This window comes from Actinophytocola glycyrrhizae (assembly GCF_042653545.1).
Classification (GTDB): Bacteria; Actinomycetota; Actinomycetes; order Mycobacteriales; family Pseudonocardiaceae; genus Actinophytocola; species Actinophytocola glycyrrhizae.
Genome location: NZ_JBHSIS010000009.1, coordinates 268099 through 286709 on the forward strand (window position 1 = coordinate 268099; position 18611 = coordinate 286709).

At 67.7% G+C, this 18611-nt stretch carries 20 protein-coding genes and 5 pseudogenes; 12 read left to right on the forward strand and 13 right to left on the reverse strand.

Annotation, left to right across the window (positions count from 1 at the left end):
- Window positions 1–64 precede the first annotated feature (64 nt).
- From ACFPCV_RS21035 to ACFPCV_RS21045, 3 genes are all read right to left on the reverse strand, one after another.
- Window positions 65–1075: an SDR family NAD(P)-dependent oxidoreductase gene (locus ACFPCV_RS21035; RefSeq protein ID WP_378058091.1), complete on the reverse strand. Its 1011-nt coding sequence runs from the start codon at window positions 1073–1075 to the stop codon at window positions 65–67.
- Entirely contained in the window at window positions 1015–1380 is a 366-nt protein-coding gene (locus tag ACFPCV_RS21040) for an antibiotic biosynthesis monooxygenase family protein (protein ID WP_378057967.1), read from the reverse strand. The genes ACFPCV_RS21035 and ACFPCV_RS21040 overlap by 61 nt, the downstream gene beginning before the upstream one ends.
- A 168-nt stretch (window positions 1381–1548) precedes the next feature.
- Window positions 1549–1920: a VOC family protein gene (locus tag ACFPCV_RS21045; RefSeq protein ID WP_378057968.1), complete on the reverse strand. Its 372-nt coding sequence runs from the start codon at window positions 1918–1920 to the stop codon at window positions 1549–1551.
- Between the two features lie 58 nt (window positions 1921–1978).
- On the opposite strand from ACFPCV_RS21045, the gene ACFPCV_RS21050 reads away from it, so the two are divergent.
- Window positions 1979–2449, forward strand: a complete 471-nt coding sequence (locus ACFPCV_RS21050) for a MarR family winged helix-turn-helix transcriptional regulator (RefSeq protein WP_378057969.1) — start codon at window positions 1979–1981, stop codon at window positions 2447–2449.
- A 35-nt stretch (window positions 2450–2484) separates the two neighbouring features.
- Here the strand turns inward: ACFPCV_RS21050 and ACFPCV_RS21055 are convergent.
- The 3 genes and pseudogenes from ACFPCV_RS21055 to ACFPCV_RS21065 form a co-directional block, all read right to left on the reverse strand.
- A pseudogene (locus ACFPCV_RS21055) lies at window positions 2485–2600 on the reverse strand (IS5/IS1182 family transposase); the annotation flags it as partial.
- Between the two features lie 201 nt (window positions 2601–2801).
- Window positions 2802–3575 carry a hypothetical protein gene (locus ACFPCV_RS21060; RefSeq protein ID WP_378057970.1) on the reverse strand — a complete coding sequence of 258 codons (774 nt, stop codon included), beginning with the start codon at window positions 3573–3575 and terminating at the stop codon, window positions 2802–2804.
- Between the two features lie 183 nt (window positions 3576–3758).
- Window positions 3759–4394 (reverse strand): DUF4241 domain-containing protein, encoded by a 636-nt coding sequence (locus ACFPCV_RS21065; protein ID WP_378057971.1) that lies wholly within the window; start codon window positions 4392–4394, stop codon window positions 3759–3761.
- 612 nt (window positions 4395–5006) lie between these two features.
- Here ACFPCV_RS21065 and ACFPCV_RS21070 point away from each other — a divergent pair.
- The 3 genes from ACFPCV_RS21070 to ACFPCV_RS21080 all read left to right on the forward strand — a co-directional run bounded on the left by ACFPCV_RS21070 (window position 5007) and on the right by ACFPCV_RS21080 (window position 7121).
- Entirely contained in the window at window positions 5007–5360 is a 354-nt protein-coding gene (locus ACFPCV_RS21070) for a DoxX family protein (protein ID WP_378057972.1), read from the forward strand.
- A 16-nt stretch (window positions 5361–5376) separates the two neighbouring features.
- Window positions 5377–6387 carry a CE1 family esterase gene (locus tag ACFPCV_RS21075; protein ID WP_378057973.1) on the forward strand — a complete coding sequence of 337 codons (1011 nt, stop codon included), beginning with the start codon at window positions 5377–5379 and terminating at the stop codon, window positions 6385–6387.
- Window positions 6388–6701: 314 nt separating this feature from the next.
- A complete protein-coding gene (locus ACFPCV_RS21080; protein ID WP_378057974.1) occupies window positions 6702–7121 on the forward strand; it encodes a MarR family winged helix-turn-helix transcriptional regulator in 420 nt (139 codons plus the stop codon).
- A 539-nt stretch (window positions 7122–7660) separates the two neighbouring features.
- Here the strand turns inward: ACFPCV_RS21080 and ACFPCV_RS21085 are convergent.
- Together ACFPCV_RS21085 and ACFPCV_RS21090 are read right to left on the reverse strand one after the other, a co-directional pair.
- On the reverse strand, window positions 7661–8044 hold the full coding sequence (locus ACFPCV_RS21085; RefSeq protein ID WP_378057975.1) for a hypothetical protein: 384 nt from the start codon (window positions 8042–8044) through the stop codon (window positions 7661–7663).
- A gap of 276 nt (window positions 8045–8320) precedes the next feature.
- Window positions 8321–8506, reverse strand: coding sequence for a hypothetical protein (locus ACFPCV_RS21090; protein WP_378057976.1), 186 nt, complete (start codon window positions 8504–8506; stop codon window positions 8321–8323).
- A gap of 270 nt (window positions 8507–8776) precedes the next feature.
- On the opposite strand from ACFPCV_RS21090, the gene ACFPCV_RS21095 reads away from it, so the two are divergent.
- Complete coding sequence (locus ACFPCV_RS21095) at window positions 8777–9670, forward strand: AraC family transcriptional regulator (RefSeq protein WP_378057977.1); 894 nt, start codon at window positions 8777–8779, stop codon at window positions 9668–9670.
- Between the two features lie 435 nt (window positions 9671–10105).
- Here the strand turns inward: ACFPCV_RS21095 and ACFPCV_RS21100 are convergent, their stop codons facing one another.
- Window positions 10106–11029 carry a helix-turn-helix transcriptional regulator gene (locus tag ACFPCV_RS21100; protein ID WP_378057978.1) on the reverse strand — a complete coding sequence of 308 codons (924 nt, stop codon included), beginning with the start codon at window positions 11027–11029 and terminating at the stop codon, window positions 10106–10108.
- A 181-nt stretch (window positions 11030–11210) separates the two neighbouring features.
- On the opposite strand from ACFPCV_RS21100, the gene ACFPCV_RS21105 reads away from it, so the two are divergent.
- A complete protein-coding gene (locus ACFPCV_RS21105; RefSeq protein WP_378057979.1) occupies window positions 11211–12125 on the forward strand; it encodes an alpha/beta hydrolase in 915 nt (304 codons plus the stop codon).
- A gap of 38 nt (window positions 12126–12163) precedes the next feature.
- On the opposite strand, the pseudogene ACFPCV_RS21110 reads toward ACFPCV_RS21105, so the two are convergent.
- The 3 genes and pseudogenes from ACFPCV_RS21110 to ACFPCV_RS21120 all read right to left on the reverse strand — a co-directional run.
- Window positions 12164–12307 (reverse strand): annotated as a pseudogene (locus tag ACFPCV_RS21110) (IS3 family transposase); the annotation flags it as partial.
- 192 nt (window positions 12308–12499) lie between these two features.
- Window positions 12500–12871 (reverse strand): annotated as a pseudogene (locus ACFPCV_RS21115) (aminotransferase class V-fold PLP-dependent enzyme); the annotation flags it as partial.
- Between the two features lie 173 nt (window positions 12872–13044).
- Window positions 13045–13797, reverse strand: a complete 753-nt coding sequence (locus tag ACFPCV_RS21120) for an SDR family NAD(P)-dependent oxidoreductase (RefSeq protein ID WP_378057980.1) — start codon at window positions 13795–13797, stop codon at window positions 13045–13047.
- An 86-nt stretch (window positions 13798–13883) separates the two neighbouring features.
- Here ACFPCV_RS21120 and ACFPCV_RS21125 point away from each other — a divergent pair, with 86 nt between their 5' ends.
- The 4 genes and pseudogenes from ACFPCV_RS21125 to ACFPCV_RS21135 all read left to right on the forward strand — a co-directional run bounded on the left by ACFPCV_RS21125 (window position 13884) and on the right by ACFPCV_RS21135 (window position 16534).
- Entirely contained in the window at window positions 13884–14720 is an 837-nt protein-coding gene (locus ACFPCV_RS21125) for a helix-turn-helix transcriptional regulator (protein WP_378057981.1), read from the forward strand.
- 404 nt (window positions 14721–15124) lie between these two features.
- Window positions 15125–15331: pseudogene (locus ACFPCV_RS39020) on the forward strand (transposase); the annotation flags it as partial.
- Complete coding sequence (locus ACFPCV_RS21130; protein WP_378057982.1) at window positions 15317–15493, forward strand: hypothetical protein; 177 nt, start codon at window positions 15317–15319, stop codon at window positions 15491–15493. The pseudogene ACFPCV_RS39020 and the gene ACFPCV_RS21130, both read left to right, overlap by 15 nt.
- A gap of 54 nt (window positions 15494–15547) precedes the next feature.
- Window positions 15548–16534: an NADPH:quinone reductase gene (locus ACFPCV_RS21135; RefSeq protein ID WP_378057983.1), complete on the forward strand. Its 987-nt coding sequence runs from the start codon at window positions 15548–15550 to the stop codon at window positions 16532–16534.
- 319 nt (window positions 16535–16853) lie between these two features.
- On the opposite strand, the pseudogene ACFPCV_RS21140 reads toward ACFPCV_RS21135, so the two are convergent.
- A pseudogene (locus ACFPCV_RS21140) lies at window positions 16854–17490 on the reverse strand (transposase); the annotation flags it as partial.
- A gap of 108 nt (window positions 17491–17598) precedes the next feature.
- Between ACFPCV_RS21140 and ACFPCV_RS21145 the strand changes: the two are divergent.
- Both ACFPCV_RS21145 and ACFPCV_RS21150 read left to right on the forward strand, forming a co-directional pair.
- Window positions 17599–18399 carry an oxidoreductase gene (locus ACFPCV_RS21145; protein ID WP_465251568.1) on the forward strand — a complete coding sequence of 267 codons (801 nt, stop codon included), beginning with the start codon at window positions 17599–17601 and terminating at the stop codon, window positions 18397–18399.
- On the forward strand, window positions 18392–18586 hold the full coding sequence (locus tag ACFPCV_RS21150; RefSeq protein WP_378057984.1) for a helix-turn-helix domain-containing protein: 195 nt from the start codon (window positions 18392–18394) through the stop codon (window positions 18584–18586). The genes ACFPCV_RS21145 and ACFPCV_RS21150 overlap by 8 nt, the downstream gene beginning before the upstream one ends.
- Window positions 18587–18611: the final 25 nt, after the last annotated feature.

The following is an 18611-nucleotide window of genomic DNA, read 5'->3' on the forward strand; positions in this document are numbered from 1 at the left end:
CTGGTGCTGTGTGGTCAGGCGACGTGTTCGAGAATCAGCTGGGAGACGTCGTAGCCCTGCTCGATCAGCTCGGCGATGAGTCGGCGGGCGCGTTGTGCTTGGTGCTGGAGCGAGCGGGGCTTGTGGTCGACGTAGTCGGGGCCGAGGTCATGGTAGGCGACGTCGTGAGCGAGCATGTGCCAGATCGCGGTGAGGATCTAGCAACAAATGCGGTGTGCGACACCAAGCGCCGAAACGAGACGGGATGGTTCAGGCCTCCCGACACCGGAATGCAGACGCCGTTGACGAACGTGGCCTCCTCGCGAGTCAGCATCGCCACCGCACCCGCGACATCGCCGGAAACTCCCATCCTGCCGGCAGGGGTGAGCGCTTCGAGCACGCGGGTGATCGCAGCAGGGAGGTGACTGCTCGCGTCCGTGGCGATGTATCCGGGGTGGATGGTGTTCACAGTGACACCGGGCCCGGTCAGCTCGTCGGCAGCGTATGCGACGTAGGCGGCGAGCGCGGCCCTGGTGACGCCGTTCGCCGTCATGCCGATCGCGGACGGCCCTTTGGCATGCAGTGATCCGATCAGAACGATCCGTCCGTACCCGCGTTCGAGCATCCCGGGCGCCACCGAGGTGACGAGCCGGTGGGTGATACCGATGTCCTGCGCGATCTTCCTGGACAGGTCCTCGGCGGACAACTCCATCAGCGGCACCTTCGGGTATGGAGCCGCGGCGTTGGCGACCACGACGTCGATGCGGCCGGTGATGTTCCTGACCGATTGGAGCAGTTCGCCGACACCGGCCGGTTCCTGCTCGGACGCGCTCAGGTCGAACATCGCCGCGTGTGCCACGACGTCGTGCTCCGCACGCAATCGCGCTGCCAGTTTCTCGGCTGCGGTGCGGCTGTCGCGGTACGTCACCACGACGCTCGCCCCCATCGCGGCCAGCGTCTGAGCGGTGGCCGCGCCGATACCCCGGCTGCCACCGGTGATCAGTGCCGTGCGCCCTCGCAGAGGCCGTCCGAGGGTTACGCCTGTGCTCCGCGCGCGTGGTGGATCGACCGCACGCGGACCAGGGTCGGGTCCCACTTGTCCGTGAGAGCGGCCGCTTCGGCGATGTGATGGCGGATCTCGGGGCGCCGCAACGCTTCGCGGTATGCCTGCTCGCTGCTCCACTGCGCGTAGTTGATCACGCGGGTCCCGTCCAGGGCGGCGTGCAGGTTCGCGGAGATGAACCCGGGCACTCCGGCGAACACCTCGACGGTGGCTTTGTCCAGCGCGGCAAGCAGTTCGTCCTGCCGTGACGGCGGGACGGTGAACACGTTGACCAGCGTGACCTGATCGGCGTCAGTGGTCACGGCGATGGTGGTTTCGGTGGTGGTCAAAACCGTCATCCTCCAAGAATTTCCGTTGTCGAGTAAGGGATCGCGAGCGTGAACCAAGTCCTGCGACGTAGACCGGTGCCAGGACGACACACGATCCGGATGTCCGTCCGTTCTCGGCGATCGTGCGAAAGTCGTTGCCGTTCGCCGTTCCGAGTGGTGTCGGAGTTCGCTTGTCCGTCATGCCTTGTCGTGCAGGGTGACCGTGTAACCATCCAGGTCAGAGAAGGCGAACGTGCGTCCGAACGGCCCGTCGAACGGGGCCGTGACGATCGAGATACCAGTAGCGACCAACCGCTCGTACAGGTATTGGGCGTCGTCGGAGTGGAACCACAGCGCGACCCCCAGCCCAGGGTGCGGGGAGGCTGCGTCCAGGTCGACCCCCGGCAGCGGCTCTCGCAACGCGAACGGAATCGGCGCGGTGTCGAATACCACTGCCCCAGGCGGACTGGCGGGCAACCTGCGCAGTCCGAGATGGGTCTCGTAGAACTCGGCCGCACGATCGAGGTCGCGCACCTGCAGGGCAAGGAAATCAGGTCCGGTTACGTCCATGTTTCACACCTCCGCTTGTCAATGTGCTGACATGAGGAAGGTATGTCATGATGCTGACATGAGTCAAGCAGAGATGGTCGGCCCCTTGGACAAGGCGGTGGGTTACGCGCTCAAACGAGCTGCAAGCGCGCTACGCACGGCGATGGACACCGCCTTGCGGCCACTGGATCTGACCGTGCCCCAGTACTCCTGCCTCGAGGTGCTTTCGCAGCGACCAGGACTGTCCAACGCGGAGTTGGCGCGAGCAGTGTTCGTCACGCGCCAGTCGATGAACCTGGTGCTGCGCGGATTGCAGGACCGCGGGCTTATCGCACGGCCGACGGCAGCACCGCACGGCCGAGCGCTTCCCAGCCAACTCACGCCCTCTGGCCGCAAGCAACTACGCGCCGCCAGTGCCGCCGTACGAGCGGTCGAGCAGCGAATGCTCACGCCGTTCTCCGCGACGCAGCAAGACCGGCTGCTACGCGATCTGGTCGCTTGCGCAGACGCGCTCACTCACCTCGACAGCGACCACACGTTCGGATCCTGACGTCAACGGCCGTGCCGCCACCATTCACGGCGCTTCGACAGCGGGAGACCGCCGCGGTCGCTCATCGCGTGGATCTTGCTGCCGGGCTTTGCCCCGGTCGACCGGGCTGGGCCCGGTCAGGTCCTCCTTTGACCGCGCGGACCTGCATACCGTGCCGAGCACGGCCGTGCGCGCCGGCCCGTGCTCGGGCGCGTCCATCGCGATCAGCATGCGCTCCTCGTCCGGCCGCCGAGACGCCGCCTCGCCCTTGACCAGCGCCGGAAGTTGTTCGACGGTGTGACCGGGTTTGGCTCTGGGATGCGGTGGACCAAGGAGCCGCTATGAACCACCGGGACCGACGACATCGGTAAACTCAGACTCGGCCCGTTCCCTCACGGGCGAAGTACGGTTCCGCCGCTTCCAGCCGCGGTACGGCGATGCCCAGCCGTCGTGCTTCGGCCAGGGTGTCCCGGCAGACCTCGCGCGGTTCTTCGGCGTCGGGGTCGGAGTGCGTCGCGAAGTTCACGCGTATCGGCGTGACGTGAGCGGTCAGCCAGGCGAGCGCGGGGGCCGTCAGCCAGGTGGGCGCCCGGAACAGCAGCAGACCGGCCCGGTGCCGTCGCAGGTCGACGCCGCGCGCCTGGAGAAGCGGCAGCAGTTCGCGACCGGCCAGCAGCGCCTCGCGGAAGTCGCGCGTCGACCCGGCCAGCTTGGACAGGGAACCCAGCCGCAGGCCCTGCGAGAACAGGCCGGCATCCGACACGAAATGAGCCCACAGCCAGCCGCGGAAGTCAGGCCGCTCCTTGATCCGGAGCCCGGCCTCGCGAAACGCCTGGCGCACGGCCCGCTCCCGGTCGGTCGGGGGCTGTCCGAGGGTGCCGAAGACGACCGAGGGCAGCAGCGCTCCGAGGAGCACGCCGTCCGCGCCGAAACCGCCGCCGGCCTGGCTGCACTCGGTCTCGATGACGATGGTCGGCACCGCGATCGTGTTCGCGGCCTCCCGGCACCTGTGGTGGGGTCGCTTCGGCGCCCTGACGGCTCTCGTCATGTACGCGATGTACGCCTCGATCGCGACCATGGACCTCGACTCGATGATCCACACCTTCGGGATCCAGTGGTCGCTGGTGACCACCCTCCTGTTGCCCATCCTCTCCCTTCTAGTGGCATCGCAATTCCCTGGGCTGGGTGGGCGCGGTCGTCGCGTCGGCGCTGACCGTAGGCCTCAACGTCCGCAGGCTCGCGGCTGCGAAACGCCGGTCGAGGTGTTGGACTCCTGACCGGCGTTTCACCAACTCGGCGAACCTTCGTGGTCGCCCCGTCGACCAAGGTTTCAGTTTTGCTCGCTGAACTCCAGAAAATCGATCATGTAACAAGCGAGACCGCCATCTGCCGTGTGACCGATCCAGGTCGGAAAGGTGCCGTCGCAACCGATGGTGAATGCCACCGCTTGGCGGCCTTCTTCGTCCTCGGACGACTCCAGCAGCTCGCCGAAGCCGAGGTCGGTCTTGGCGGTGTCGATGAACTCGGTGAATGTGTCGGTCTCGTGCAGCTCGCGAAGAAACAGTGCATCGATCAAGCTGCCTTCGCCGCCGTCCACCGAAAACCCGTAGAAGCCGTTTTCGCTCAGGTCGGCGGGGTCCTGGCCCGGCAGCAGCGCCATGGTCCAGGACACCACCGGCTCGTCGCGAATGACAAGACGGACCGCCAGGGGTACAGGTCTGCGCGCCTCACCACCGTCAGGAATCAGCATGTGAAGCAGCACTGGGTAGCGGCCGGGCGGCGCGGTTTCGGTGAACCCGATCGGTTCCCAGCGCCATTCCGAGGCGACCACCTCACCCGAGGGTAAGGACAGTTCGGTTCGCAGCGGCTCTGCGATGGTCCCTGGTCCGGACTGGGCCTCGACCCTCGCGCCGGGAACGAACAGCCGGTCGAAATCAGGTGACGTCAATGGCATCTGATCATCCAATCATCCAGTCATCTCCGTGACAATGACCGCTCCGGCCGGCGCGTCGTTCGTTGTCATGGCGCATGTGCTGATCGGTCGCATATCATATGGGCCGGGTGATTTTTCCCGACCGGATCCTCACGATCTCGGCCGGGCTTGTGTGCTGGTTCGTTCCACGCAGGTCACTTCGCTCCAACTCGCTCGTTTGGGTAATTTTCAAGAACTCTGCAGGCAACGGGTCTCGGCGGGAATCATTATTGCGATGAATGACGGGTGCTCTACGCGTCCGCCCAGGTCGCCCTCCCCTCCGGGGAAGTAAAAGTGATCAATGCATCGCTGTCCGGCTGACCTCGTCACCACAGCTGGGCTCGGCCCGCTGCCTGACGGCGAGCCGAGCCCGTCAACTCAGAGCGAGCGGCTTGCCCGAGCGCAGGGTCATCTCGATCAGCCGCGCGGAGTGGCAACCGGTTCGTTGCCCTTCGGATCCAGCGGCGGCCAGGCCTCCTACGGGTGAGGCAGTAGTCAGTAGACCAGTCTTCTGGTGGTTCGGGATCGACCAACTACTTGATAAACTCAAGGGTATGATCAAGGATAGCTGTGTCGGATCGATGACCGGACCGAAACGAGGTAGCCATGTTCGTCGCCGTGCTGGTTCTCAGCTGTCTGCTGGCGGCCGTGTTGTTGTTCAGCGGAGCGCGGAAGGTCGCCGGCGGGCAGGCGGTCACCGATGAAGCCGCGCACCTGGGCATTCCGGTGCGGGGGTACCGCCTTGTCGGTGTCGCCGAAGCCGCTGCCGCCGCAGGGCTGCTGATCGGGCTGGCCTGGGCCGCGCTGGGTGTCGCTGCCGCCGCCGGAGTCGTCCTGCTGCTGTCCGGCGCCGTGCTCTCCCACCTCCGGGCCGGTGACGCTGCCGCCCGGTGGGCGCCTGCCGCCGTCCTGGCCGCGCTCGCGGTCGTCACGCTGCTGCTGCGCATCGCTTCCGCCTAGAACCGAGGAGACGACAATGTCACGCAAGATCATCGCTTCCCGCGGCCGGCGCGTGGCCCTGGCCGTCGCCGTGGTGGCGGCCACGCTGGCCACCACGGCGCTCGGGCTTTACGGCTACCTGGTGTGGACGCCCGCGCCCGCTATTCCGGCCCTGTCCGGGAAGGCGGTCACGTCGACCCTGACTGTCGGTGACCGGGCGCGAACCTATACCGCGTACGTTCCGGCGCGGCTCGCTCCGGGGGCGCCGCTCCTGGTCATCCTGCACGGCTCCTTCGAGAACGGCTCGGTCATCCGCCGCAACACCGCGTACGGCTTCGACGTTCTCGCCGATCGGTACGGGTTCGCCGTCGCCTATCCCGACGGGTACCAGGAGGGCTGGAACGACTGTCGCCGGGTGGCCGCGACTCCCGCGCGGCGCGAGAACGTGGACGACATCGGATTCATCCGTGCTCTGGTGGCGGACCTGCACGAACGCCACGGCGTCGACGACACGAAGTTCTTCGCGGCCGGATACTCCAACGGCGGTCAGATGGTGTTCCGGCTGGCAGCCGAGATGCCGGATCGTCTCGCGGGCATCGCCGCGGTCTCGGCCAACCTCCCCGTCGCCGACGACAGCGCCTGCCCGCCGATGACCGCGGCGATACCGGCGCTCATCATGGCGGGTACCGACGACCCGATCTCACCGTTCCAGGGAGGAGAGGTCACCATCTTCGGCTTCTCGGCGCGCGGTCGCGTGATGTCCGCCGACGACACCACGAAGACCTTCGTGAACCTAAACGGGATCACTGATGCCCCCGTCACCCGCACGCTCGCCCACCGCGACGGGTCGACTGACACCACTGTGCGGGAGGTCGCCCACCGCGAAGTCGGCAAGGCCCCCGTGGTCCAGTACGTGATCGAACGCGGTGGTCACGTCATCCCGACCGCGCATCATCGCTACTCCAGGATCCTGGGCCGTACGAGCCATGACGTCGATGCCCCCGCGGCGATCTGGGACTTCTTCACGTCTGCCCGGCAGCAGTCGTGAACAGCGCGACCAAGTTGATCTGGCAGGTGGAGAGAAGCTGATCTGCCGATGATGGATATCGTTGGTCTGACTGATCCGCGGCATCATCGTGACGGACGGCTGACTTTCCTGCGGCCTCGATGGAGGGACGAGAAACTGTCTGGTGGCATCCCGTCGATACGACAGGGCCTCGACCGTGACGCCCATGAGGTGGTCCGACACGATTCGCGGAAGTCCGGTCGGAGTGGTTCTGCCGTCCATGACGCTCTTCTTTGCATCGTGGACAATGAGGATATACTTGAACAAATCAAGTTGAGTCGAGTTGGGTGGCCCTGATGTCGCAGGAACTGGCAGCGTCGTTGCTCAACCAGACCATGGCGCTGGCCGGGCAGATCTCGGGTCGCATGCAGGAGGCGCTGGACCGGCTCGACCTGACCGCCCCCCTCGCGAACGTCCTCTGGCTCCTGCGGCCGGACGCCGATCCGCTGTCGCTCCGCAAGATCGCCGGCCTGCTGCACTGCGACCCGTCGAACGTCACGCTGCTGAGCGCCAAGCTCGAGCAACGGGGCCTGGCAGAGCGACGCCCACATCCTCGCGACGGGCGCGTCCGGACGTTGGTCCTGACCGAGGCCGGTGAAGACGCTCGTCAACGCCTGCTCAGCACCGTTATGAGGCATTCGCCCCTCGCCGGCCTGACCCTTGAGGAACAGGAACAACTCCACGCGCTGCTCACCAAGGCGATCCACGGCGCGTGACGCCGTGCCAATCCGAAATGCCACCGCGGAATTCAGCCACACCGCGTAAGCCCTGCTGACATCGCTGTGCAGACCATACCGAAGCCGACCTGAGGTTGTCGAGACACGACCACCGTGTCCCAGGCGAGCAACAGGCGGGGTAGGAGCGGTTTTCCAGAATCGCACAGAGGCGTTCCTGCGAGCACATTTCCCCAACCGCGACTAAATCACTGCGATGCCACGAAACCTCCATTAGTCATCAGAAGCCCTGATTCTAGCCCACAAAATTCCCGATCCGTGCCCGCTCTCGACTTCAGGTTCTCAATGCCGGACTTCGCCCTCGCCATCCGCACCGCCAGGAGAGTCCGGCGACCGATCAGTTCCGCTTGCCGCACCGACAAGGACCACGCGAATTCGGTACTGCTACTGGGTGGATGCTGATAGTCGGACGTCTTCGCCACCCTTTCCCGGATCGGCCGCGCCAGCCCCGTCCTTTACTCGTGCTGGCGCTTGCACTGTCGGCGCGACCGCCGCATCGGCCGCAGTTGGCTTGCCGGTCCTCACTTGTCGCTGTCAGGCCGAACCATCAAACGTGGGCTGTGGGCCGGGTCCACCAGTGTGACCTCCTCGATCACCTCGAATCTGCCGTCCGGCGCGAGACTGCCAAATACGTAGGACTCACGCGTTTGCCGGGTTCCATCATTCATCTCGATCGTGAGCACGTGGCGGTCCGCGTAGGCATATCCGTCGACCAACTCGTCCAGCAGTTCAATCTTCACCAGGCGAACAATCGTTCGAATGCGGGCGAGATTCTGCGCAATCGCCGGCCACTCGGCCCAAGCGCCGTCGGTCCGCTGCCGATAGGCGGGGACGAAATGTCTGGCCATCACCTCTTCCACCGGGGTCTCCCGCTCGTTCAGAAGCTCCTCGACCACGATCGCCATACTCCTCATCGATCTCCTTCAACAGTGGCGTACGCCGGGTATGCCACTGACTGAACCACCACCGGAACAGCGACACCATCCGCGAACAGCCCAGTTACCTACGCGGAAAGCCCAACGGGTCCTGACCCCGGGTGTTGGACACCAGACACACTTGGATCCTGGTGGTCCGGGGTCAACCACGAGACGTTGCGTAACTGGATCCGCCTCGACGACGCGCAGGGCACCGGGTCACGGCCGTGAAGTATTTCGCCGGGGAGACGCGCCCCGGTCCAGCTACTACCACTGGAAGAGCACCCAGTCGCTCGAGACGCCCGCGCCGCGGCGGACGCCCGCCTGGCGACGCGCGTCCTCGTCATCCGCCGGGACTCGGCCGGCACCTCCGGCGTCCCGCGGATCACCGCCGAGCTGCACGCCGCCCCACACACGGGGCAGCCTGGCCGGAGCGATGTCCACAGCGATCACGGGGCCCAATACAAGCCTCAACGCATCCTTCTAACGAGAAACCCGCCAAGGCGCCCAGAGTTGGGACCGTGAAAGGGAAACACGGCTCGCCGCCTTCGGATGGCCACACCGCTACAGCACCCGGCGCCGCCACTCACATCTCGGACCACGATCCCCGATCGACTACGAGAACATACCTGCTACCAACACCGGCCACGCTGACCCCCGCCGCATAACCCCGTGTCCAACATCCGGGGTGAGACCCATCGAACGCGAACTAACATGAGGGTCGTGGACACGATCAGCAGCGCCGTCAGCAGCGTTCGAGCGGGACGGGCCAACGGTCGCCGGCTGCGCGGGTCAGGTGCGTGGGGTATGCGGTTCCCGAGCTTCGTCGGGATCGGGTTCCACGTTCTCCTTCGGGGCGAAGCATGGCTGATCGCCGCGGGGACAGCACCTGCCCGTCTGCGTCCGGGCGACCTCGTGATCGCACCGAACGGCGCGGAGCATGGCCTCGGTCACGCACCGACCCGGCTCGAAAGGCTGCCGGTGTTCCCGGCCACCGGCCTTCCTGCGCCTCGGCCGGCGGACGCTGAGTTCCTGTGTGGCGCATACCGACTCGACAATGGCCGGCTCCATCCGGTACTACGCGGACTGCCCAGAACCATCGTGGTGTCGCCGGACCGCACCCACCACCCAGAACTCGCAACGCTGGTGAGCCTGCTGGAAAACGACGTCGCACAGGCCCAGCAGGGCAACTGGGTGACCCGATCCGCGCTGGTCGATCTCGTATTGATTCACGCCCTACGACACTGGTACGACGCCCCCGGCGCCACGGGCTGGACGGCGACGGCCGACCCGGCCATCGCCGCAGCCCTTGACCAGATCCACGAGCACCCTCAACACGCATGGGGCATCGAACAGCTCGCCAGCGTGGCGGGCATGTCGCGCACGTCGTTCAACCGGCGTTTCACCGTCCAGGTCGGACTGCCACCGATGACCTACGTGACCTACTGGCGACTCGCCTGCGCCGCCCGCCTGCTCCGGCAGACCACCTCCGGGCTGGCCACGATCGCCCGTCAGGTCGGCTACTCCAACGAGTTCGCATTCGCCACCGCGTTCAGGCGCGAGTACGGTCTCGCTCCCGGCCGATTCCGTAATCGCCCGGACCCACTTCCGAGATGACATCGACAGAGGCCTCCGTGACGCTGCACCATCGGCTGACCTTCCACGGCGACGTCAGCCGGCGCACGGGCATGACGACTGTCACCCGGCGCGATCGGCCGTCACATGATCACAAACCACCGCGGCCCCCCTGCGCGCTCACGCTCGGCGCTACCAACAGCGGGCGTTCAGGCGTGGGCCCAGGTGCTCAGCGGCACGCTTTCCCAGCCAGGCGCCGACGTCTTGCTCCGCGACCCGCTCTACCACGCCCGGTCCGGGTACCTGTACCTGTTGCACCACGACATCCGGCGACCGCTCGTGGACGCTGCCAACAGTGGATTCACCGTGGTCGTGTTATCGACGACCTCGACCGATACGGACCGAAGGCGGCAGGCGAGTAACCTCTCGGAGACGGGGGTGGCTGGCGACGGCAACCCAGACGTCTGGCAGCGCTGCTCAGGTATTCGAGGAACTCTCGGCTTCCGCGGGGTTCGGGGAGTGAGCGTTCCAGCTGGCCAGCAGCTGGATCGCATCGTGTTCCGGTGAGCCCGGCTGCGGGGTGAGGACGGTCAGGACCTGGTCCTCGGCCGCGTCGACGGTGAGATTCTCGAAAGGCAGGGTGACCTCTCCGATCAGGGGCTGCCGGAAGACCTTGGTACCTGCCCTGTGCGCTTTGACGTCGTGGGCGGCCCAGCGGGTGCGGAACGCCTGGCTGCGGGTGGACAGCTGACCGATGAGGGCGACCAGCGCCGGGTCGTCGGGGTGTCGGCCGGATTCGATGCGCAGCATGGCCACGGCGTCGTCGGCGATCCGTTCCCACTCGGGAAACAGACGCCGGGCCGCGTGCTCCTCCAGGAACACGAAGCGCGCTGAGTTCACCGGGCCGTCGGTGTCGAGCATCGGCGCGTAGAAGGCGCGTCCGAGGTCGTTGGCGGCGAGGATGTCGAGGCGGCTGTTGGCCACTATGGCCGGCAGATGCCGTATCGAGTCCAGCAGCACCCGGATCCCGGGGCTGACGGTGTCCTTGCCCGAGTCCTTGCCCGAGTCCTTGCCCGGTGCCCTGCGGCGCTTGCGGGCCTCGGGGGTGAGGGCGGCGAGCAACCGGCCCAGGTGTGCACGTTCGTCGTCGTCGAGCCGCAGCACCGCGGCGATGGACTCCACGACGCCCGCTGAGGGGCTGGTGGCCTGGCCGCGCTCGAGGCGGATGTAATACTCCGGGCTGACCCCCGCCAGCAGCGCCACCTCCTCCCGCCGCAGGCCCTTCACGCGCCGCCGGGTCCCGGTCGCCGGCAGACCGGCGTCGGCCGGCGAGACCCGCTCACGGCGCGTGCTGAGGAATTCGCGGACCGCCGCGCGCGCCGCATCCTTCTTCTCGTCCATGCCATCAAGGGTAGAGGCACACCGGACACCTAAAGGGTCACTGCGACTACCCCTCTCGGCAGGCCCTGTCTCGACCGCGGGACCCGGTGTTCCCTGGATACCAGCGAGCCGAAGACCGAGACAGCCCACACTCGGCGGGCGTCCTCGCCACCACCATTCACACCCAGCAATGGAGCAGATAATGCAGCACGTCACCTTCCCCACCGACGACCGCCGGATGCTGGCGGGCGACGTCTACCTGCCGGAAGGCTTTGACGAGAACGGCAGCTACCCGGCGATCGCGGTCGCCCACCCCGGCGGCGCCGTCAAGGAGCAGGCCGCCGGCCTGTACGCGAGCAGGCTGGCCGAGCGGGGCTTCATAGCTCTGGCCTTCGACGCCTCGTACCAGGGTGAGAGCGGCGGCGAGCCGCGCTTCCTGGAGGACCCCTACGCCCGCGTCGAGGACGTCCGCGCCGCCGTCGACTACCTGCAGTCCCTGGACCATGTCGACGCAGAGCGCATCGGCGCCCTGGGCATGTGCGCCGGCGGCGGCTACGCGGTGAACGCCACCATGACCGACCACCGCATCAAGGCGCTCACCACGGTCAGCATGTTCAACACCGGTTCCAGCTTCCGCCGGGGCTGGTTCGGCCTCGATCCCGACTCGGCCTTCGTGGCGACCCTGGAGCAGGCCGCCAAGCAGCGTACGGCCGAGGCGCAGGGCGCCGAGACGTTCTTGGCCCCGTACGTGCCGACCGAGGCCGACGAGATCACCATCCGCGACCTGCGCGACGCCCACGAGTACTACCTCACCGAGCGCGCCCAGCACCCCAACGCGCAGAACACGTTCGTCTTCGCCCGCAGCGCCTCGAAGATCGCCGGGTTCGACGCGTTCCACCTGGTCGAGGACCTGCTCACCCAGCCACTCTTGATCGTCGCGGGCAGCGAGGCGAGCACGCTGTGGTACTCCACCGAGCTGTACAGCCGGGCCCGCAGCAACAAGAAGCTGTTCCTCGTCCAGGGCAGCGCGCACATGGACCTGTACGACGTCCCCGAGTACATGAACAAGGCCATCGCCGAGATCGCCCCGTTCTTCACCGAGCACCTCGCCGGCTGACCCCTTACCGCAGGGGCAACTGGTCGTCGTGCACCACCCAGCAGGGCGACGTCGTCACGCCTGGCGACGGCGTTGGTGAGCGCGGTGAAAGCGAGGCGGGACTTCATCTGAGAATCGATGGAGTATGCGACGATCCGGTTGGATCAGACGTCCTTGACCGCGCACAGATACAGCTTTCCTTCGTGGATCTCGTCGTCGAACACGCCGAGGTCGCTGGCGCCGGTCCACCCCGAGATCAGCGGGTCCACGCGGGGCCAGCGCACGGTGGGACAGCGCCGCGAAGCCGGTGCCCCACCCGGCCCGCAGCCACTTCTGCCCGCCGCACACCAGCACGTCGGTGACCGACCACGGCTCGTCGACGACCCCGAACCCCTGGATGCGTCTACCACCAGTAGCCGGTCGCCGACCACGTCGCGCAGTGCGGCGAGGTCGGCGCGGTAGCCGGTGCGGAAGTCGACGGCGCTGACCGCGACCACGCTCGTCTTCGCGGTCAGCGCGGCCGCCACCACCTCCGGGATGACCGGGCCGCGCGGCAGCCGGCGCAGGGCGAGTCTGCCCGCCTGTTCGGCCCGCGCGCACGGGTAGGTGTTGGCCGGGAACTCCGCGGCCGACACCAGCACCTCGCCGGACGGGACGGCGAACGCGGTCTGGAACAGGCCGTGGCTCGTGGTGGGCAGCACCACCCGGTCGGCGGTGGCACCGGACAGCCGGGCCACCGCCGCCTTCGCGCGACCCTCCCAGGTCATCAACTCGTCCACTGTGGATGGACCGGCGCGAGCAAGCGTGCCGCGCAGGCCCGCGCTCACCTCGACCACGGCCCGCGACGGCGGCCCGACGCGTGCGAAGTCGAGGTAGCCGGGAGACTCGTCGAACTGATCGCGCCAGTGATCACCCGTCACGGCGACAGTGAGACACACGGTCAGACGCCGGCGCCCCCGGTGACCGGCAGCACCGCGCCCGTCACGAACGAGGCCCGGTCGCTCAGCAGCCAGGCGGCCGACTCGGCGATCTCCTCCGGCGCGGCGGCCCGGCCCAGCGGTGTACCGGCGACGATCCGGTCGACCACACCGGGGTCGTGCCGGTTCCATTCCTCGACCATCTCGGTCATCGTCAGGCCGGGCGCGATCGCGTTGACGCGGATGCCTGCCGGGCCGTAGGTCACGGCCGCCGACTCGGTGAGGCTGTTGACGGCCCGCTTGGCCGCCCCGTACGCGGGCAGCGCCGGGTTGCCGATCAGGCTGCCCACACTGCTGGTGTTGACGATCGCCCCGCCTCCGGTCCTGGTCATGGCCTTCACCTCGGCGGACACGGCGTAGAACACGCCCTTGAGGTTGACCCGCATGACGAGGTCGAAGTCGTCCTCCGGGAAGTCGGCGACGGGGTGCGGCGGCACCCCGACGGCGCCGTTGTTGAACGCGATGTCGAGCCGACCGTGGCGTTCGACGACGGTGGCCACCGCGTGCTCGACGCTCGCCACGTCGCCGAGGTCGGCGACCACGTACGAGGCGCCGGGCAGGTCCTCGGCGAGTGTCTTCAGTGCGCTCTCGGTGCGGGCGGCGAGCACCACCGTCGCACCCTCCTGGGTGAACAGGCGGGCGGCCGCGGCGCCGATGCCACGACTCGCCCCCGTCACCAGTGCGATCTTGCCGGTCAGCATTCCGTTCTCGGTCATGTCTCCACCGTGCGGCGGCGCGGGCACCCCGTGACAGGCCCTGGCGGTACCTGGCAGGGCCGGCCCATCCGGGTCATGCTCGAAGGGTGGACAAGCACGAACTCGGCCGCTTCCTGCGGCTGCACCGCGAGCGGCTGACCCCGGCGACCGTGGGCCTGCCCGCGCACGGGCCGCGCCGTACGCCGGGCCTGCGCCGCGAGGAGGTGGCCCTGCTGGCGCACATCTCGACGCAGTACTACATCCGTCTCGAACAGGCGCGGGGGCCGCACCCGTCACGGCATGTGCTGGCCGCGATCGGCCGGGCGCTGCGCCTCAACGACGCGGAACGGGCCCACCTGTACACCCTCGGCGGTCAGCAGGCCGACCCGCCGGGGCCATCGCCCGACGTGTCGGACCGGATCCTCGACATGATCGAGCGGCTGCCGGACACCGCGGCGATAGTGCTCGACGCGAAGTACGACGTCCTCGCGTGGAACCCGCTCGCTGCGGCGCTGCTGGAGGACTTCTCGGCGCGGCCGCGCCGAGAACGCAACATGATCCGCCGGTACTTCCTGCACCCCGACGCGGCCCGCCGGCACTACGGCCTCTCGGGCGGCGGCGACTTCGGGCGGTTCGCGGTCGGGCACCTGCGCGCGGCCGCCGCGCGCTACCCGGGCGACCAGGGCACGCAGGAACTCATCCGCGAGCTGCGTGACGGCAGCGCCGAGTTCGCCGCGCTGTGGCCGAGCCCCGAGGTCTCCGACCAGCGTCACCTGGTCAAGACGGTCGACCACCCGCAGATCGGCCCGATCAGTCTGACCTGCGACATCCTGCTGGTGCCCGACCGCGACCAGCAGGTCGTGCTGTTCACCGCGGAGCCAGGCACCCCGGCCCACGAGGCGCTGCGGCTGCTGTCGGTGATCGGCCTCCAGCAGATGATCTAACGGGTGCCGCGGACCGCCCGGACCAGGCGTTGGAGCGCGGCAGGCAGTGCAACACCACCGCTGTCGCGAACCTTGCGAACATCAGTGTCCCTGCGATGGCACCCCCGATGCCGTCACCCGGGCGGACGTCCAGCGCCATGCTCACCGAGACCAGGCCGAACAGCGCGGACAGCGCGGCGGAACGGCTTGTACTCGACAGGATCCGTCCACACCGAAGAAGGCGGTTTCGGCACGCTGTGTTCAGACTTTCCTATCGTCATCAAGTCGGCCCTTTCGGGGCCGCGGATAAGGGCAGACGGGTCTATCCCATGATCTTGGAACAGTCCCTCTTGGTGCTTTCTTGGGTACGGGTGCGCGGGTGGATGTCGCGCGCGATCTTCTTGCGTCAGGCGACTCCGGAGGCGATGGCTCAGGTTCGGCCGGTGGTCGAGGACTTCGCCGCATCGATGTTCGGTGGGGTTCGCGCGGCGTGATCAGCGGGCGAAGGGCGAGCTGTCTCTGCGCGGATCGATGCCGGATGCAAGCGCACGTCGATGCAGCCGATGCAGCCGATGTCGCAGCGGCTCAGGGGCGATCATCAGCGGTTACAGCAGTTCGTGAGTACCTCGACGGGTTACGACGGTCTGAAGGCGGAGCACGACGCGTGGGCCGAGCTGGTGAGCGGGCCCCTGCCCCCGCAGCTCATGACGCGCGCCCTGGAACACGGCGTGCAGACACCGGAGGGCGAGTGCGACCTGGAGTCGGTCATGCGCGGCATCATCGCCGCTCTCTAGTTCCTGGTCAGCAGGTTCGGCCACCACACCAGCCACGTTGGAGAACACGAAGCAATGAAGGCAGCCTTCTTTTCCGCCACCGGCCCTGCGAAAACCGTGCTGCAGCTGCTCGACGTCGCACGGCCGGAACCCGGCCCCGGCGAGGTGCGTGTCCGCGTCACGCTCTCCGCGATCAACCCCGGCGACATGTGGATGCGGACGAACTCATCACCTGAGGACTTCGGACCCGTTGGCGAGCACCACGGCCGCATCCCGCACCAGGATGGCACGGGTGTGGTCGACGCGGTCGGCGCGGGCGTCGACACGAGCCGGCTCGGCGAACGCGTGTGGATCTGGATGGCCGGTTCCGGCACGCCGTGGGGCACCGCCGCCGAGTGGACCGTGGTGCCGTCCGAACAGGCGGTCCGGCTACCAGAAGGTGCGTCCGACGAACTGGGTGCCGGTCTGGGCATCCCGGCGATGACCGCGCACTGGTGCCTGCACGCCGACGGCTCGCCGAAGGACAGCACGGTGCTCGTCGCGGCCGGCGCGGGCGCCGTCGGCCACTACGCGATCGAACTCGGCAAGATCGCCGGCGCGCGCATCGTGACCACCGTCAGCGGATCGGAGAAGGCAGCGCTCGCCCACGCCGCCGGCGCGGACCTCGTCGTGAACTACCGCGACGCCGACGCCGTGCACCAGATCCTCGACGCAGCCGGCCCCGTCGACCGCGTCATCGAGGTCGCGCTGACCGACAACCTCGAACTGGACCTGGCCGTCGCCGCCCCGGGCGCGACGATCGTGACCTACGCGGCGCAGCCGGTGGACCCCACGCTGCCGGTGTTCCGCCTGATGTGGCCGAACCTCGTGCTGAGGTTCGCGTTGTTCCTCACCGAGCCGAGGGACGCACTCCTGCGCGCGGCCACCGAGATCACCTCAGCCCTGGAACAGAACCTGCTCTCACCGCTACCCGTGCACTCCTTCGGCCTCGACGACGTGGCAGCCGCACACGAAGCAGTGGAAGACGGTGTCACCGGCAAGGTCGTACTGGACCTCCGCTGACTGCTCGTCGAGCACCGGTCGGGGGATCGACAGGTCAAAGGGGGTGCCCGTCAGGATCGGTGAGGTGACTCGGCCTGCGCGGGAGGCTTAGTGGTCAGAATCGGAAGTCCTTCGGGGTCTCGACGGCCCAGCTTCCCGCTGGACGCACGGCCGAAAGGCCCGAGTACAACCAGTACGAGGACCTTCCTGCCGCACGCCCAGCGAAAACCTGGATCCGCCGATACCCACGAAGGACTTCCGATTCTGACCACTTAGTGGTCAGAACTTGAAGTTCTTCGGGGGTTGTTTTGGCTTCAGGCGGGGTTGTCGAGGTAGAGGCCAGGTCGTCGTGCACCGGCGGCCCCGCCGTGCGGTAGCGGCCTTTCTTGCGGGCGTGCAGCGAGAAGATCTGCTGCATCGAGCAGATCCGCCACACCCGGTTCTCCGACGCGGTGAACCCGCGGCGGGAGAGTTCGTCGGCGATGAACCGGTACCCATCGGCCGGGTCGTCGGCATGGACCTCGAGCGCGGCGTTGATCAGATGGGCGTCGTCCCAGTCCCGCTGCGAGACCGGGACTGCACACCACTGGTAGTAAGCCTGCCGGGAGATACCCAGCACCCTGCACATCACCGCGACCGTCACCCTGATCGGGGCGTCGGCCGCGGCCAGCTCACGGACGAGCGGGAAGGCTATTTCCCGGCAGATTGCCCTGCGCCAGATACGCGGCCGCCTTACGCAGGACCTCGTTCTCCTGCTCCAGCAGACGGTTACGCTTACGCAACTCGCGCAACTCAGCGGACTCCTCCCGGGTCACGCCAGGCCGAGCACCGCCCTCGACGTCGGCGGCACGCAGCCAGTTGACCAGACACGACTCAGAGATCCCGAAATCCTTCGCGACCTGCCTCAACGGTGTCTCACCACGACGGGCGCCAGCAACCACGTCATCACGGAACTCACGGGGGTAGGGCTCGGGCACGATGACATCCTCTCAACCGAGGCCGAAGCCTCAACAGATGAGGTGTCAACCAAACCCTGGGCAGACCCGTTTGAGCAGTGGGCTCGGGCGTGCTTCGTGCAGGGGGCGTTGGCAGCGGGTCACACCGTCGTCGGCACCGTGCGCAGGGGCGACGACGTGGCGGGGTTCGAGGCGCTCGCGCCAGGACGTGCCCACGCGCGGCAGCTCGACGTGACCGACGACGACGCGGTCTTCGACGTGGTCGGCGAGGTCCAGCGCAGCGTCGGACCGATCGACGTGCTGATCGCGAACGCGGGCTACGGGCACGAGGGCGTCTTCGAGGAGTCCTCGATGGCCGAACTGCGCGCGCAGTTCGACGCCAACGTGTTCGGCGTGGCGGCCACCGTCCACGCGGTACTGCCGGAGATGCGGCAGCGGCGCTCGGGGCACATCTTCGCCGTCGGTTCGATGGGCGGGCTGATGACCGTGCCCGGGCTGGCGTACTACTACTGCGCCAGCAAGTACGCGGTCGAGGGCATGCTCGAAGCCCTGTCCAAGGAGGTCGCGGGTTTCGGGGTGCGGGTGACCACCATCGAACCCGGTTCGTTCCGGACGGACTGGGCGGGCCGCTCGATGGTGCGGAGTGACCGGTCGATCCCGGACTACGACGAGCTGTTCGAGCCGATCCGCGCCTCGCGGCGCGCCGCGAGCGGCAACCAGCTGGGCGATCCCGCCAAGGCCGCGCAGGCCGTGCTCGAGGTGATCGAGGCCGACAAGCCGCCGGTGCACCTCGTGCTCGGCTCGGACGCGTTGCGGCTCGTCGGGAACGGCCGGGGCGCCGTGGCCGCGGACATCGAGGCGTGGGAAGGCCTGGCGCGGTCCACGGACTTCCCGGACGGGCACCAGATCGGGACGGACAGGAATGCCTGATCCGGTCAGGGCGGGTCGCAGGCGGTCCGCCGCGCCGTCCAAAGGGGACCTGCGTGAGCTCAGGATCCTCGAGGTTCTCGGGGACCTGTTGGCGGTCAGGAGCTTCGACTCGCTCACGACCGGCGACATCGCCGAACGCGCGGGGCTCTCCCGGGCATCGGTGTACTTCTACTTCAGCTCCAAGTAGGAGGCGCTCGTCGCCCTCTTCGCCA

Coding starts and splice junctions, on each gene's coding strand:
- ACFPCV_RS21040 (WP_378057967.1), bottom strand. CDS start 1,380: ATGACGGTTTTGACCACCACCGAAACCACCATCGCCGTGACCACTGAC.
- ACFPCV_RS21045 (WP_378057968.1), bottom strand. CDS start 1,920: ATGGACGTAACCGGACCTGATTTCCTTGCCCTGCAGGTGCGCGACCTC.
- ACFPCV_RS21050 (WP_378057969.1), top strand. CDS start 1,979: ATGAGTCAAGCAGAGATGGTCGGCCCCTTGGACAAGGCGGTGGGTTAC.
- ACFPCV_RS21060 (WP_378057970.1), bottom strand. CDS start 3,575: ATGGGCAACAGGAGGGTGGTCACCAGCGACCACTGGATCCCGAAGGTG.
- ACFPCV_RS21070 (WP_378057972.1), top strand. CDS start 5,007: ATGTTCGTCGCCGTGCTGGTTCTCAGCTGTCTGCTGGCGGCCGTGTTG.
- ACFPCV_RS21075 (WP_378057973.1), top strand. CDS start 5,377: ATGTCACGCAAGATCATCGCTTCCCGCGGCCGGCGCGTGGCCCTGGCC.
- ACFPCV_RS21080 (WP_378057974.1), top strand. CDS start 6,702: ATGTCGCAGGAACTGGCAGCGTCGTTGCTCAACCAGACCATGGCGCTG.
- ACFPCV_RS21085 (WP_378057975.1), bottom strand. CDS start 8,044: ATGGCGATCGTGGTCGAGGAGCTTCTGAACGAGCGGGAGACCCCGGTG.
- ACFPCV_RS21100 (WP_378057978.1), bottom strand. CDS start 11,029: ATGGACGAGAAGAAGGATGCGGCGCGCGCGGCGGTCCGCGAATTCCTC.
- ACFPCV_RS21105 (WP_378057979.1), top strand. CDS start 11,211: ATGCAGCACGTCACCTTCCCCACCGACGACCGCCGGATGCTGGCGGGC.
- ACFPCV_RS21120 (WP_378057980.1), bottom strand. CDS start 13,797: ATGACCGAGAACGGAATGCTGACCGGCAAGATCGCACTGGTGACGGGG.
- ACFPCV_RS21135 (WP_378057983.1), top strand. CDS start 15,548: ATGAAGGCAGCCTTCTTTTCCGCCACCGGCCCTGCGAAAACCGTGCTG.
- ACFPCV_RS21150 (WP_378057984.1), top strand. CDS start 18,392: ATGCCTGATCCGGTCAGGGCGGGTCGCAGGCGGTCCGCCGCGCCGTCC.